This window comes from Candidatus Symbiopectobacterium sp. NZEC135 (assembly GCF_025962695.1).
On sequence record NZ_JAGFPF010001168.1, the window covers coordinates 1 to 678 of the forward strand.

Annotated in this window: 1 protein-coding gene; it reads left to right on the forward strand. The window is 55.3% G+C overall.

The genetic code is table 11. The annotated features are described in order from the left end of the window. Nucleotides 1–624 (forward strand): PLP-dependent aminotransferase family protein (locus J5224_RS33125; protein WP_264629143.1); only part of this gene is annotated, 624 nt, incomplete at its 5' end. Between the last annotated feature and the right edge of the window lie 54 nt (nucleotides 625–678).

Genomic DNA, 678 nt, shown 5'->3' on the forward strand with positions numbered 1-678 from the left:
CGACTGGCGTTGCTGGCGTGGGCGAACCAAAAAGATGCCTGGATCATCGAGGATGACTACGACAGTGAATTCCGTTACCACGGCCACCCACTACCGGCCCTCAAAAGCCTCGATCATGAGCAACGCGTGCTTTATACCGGCACTTTCAGTAAAGTCCTTTTTCCCGGCTTACGTCTGGCCTATCTGGTGGTGCCCCCCTCTCTGCAACTGACCTTTCACGAGGCAGTTAACCACTGGCCCGGTCCGGGTTCGATTCTGCCACAAGCGATGGTGGCAGCGTTCATGCAACAGGGGCATTTTGCCCGCCATTTGCGCAAAATGCGTCAGTTGTACGCCGTCAGGCGTGGTTATCTTGTAGAGGCACTTGAAAGCATTTTCGGCCCTTCTTTGCACATCCAGCCTCAGGCAGGGGGGATACAGGTTATGGCCTACCTGAACGAACAACAATCCGATAAGGCACTGGTGATGGCAGCCCAAGCAGCAGGGCTTGGTGTTAAAGCGCTCAGCGAATGGGATGCAGGGATCCCGCAGCAGAACGGGCTACTCATGGGATTTACTAATTTTACCTGCGCGGAAGAAGCACAAGCGGCGGTGAAACGTTTAGCAGCACTGCTAGCGACATGAGACTCTTGGCAACGTGGTAGAAGCAGAAACAGGCGTCTGTTCTGCCCCACCGCC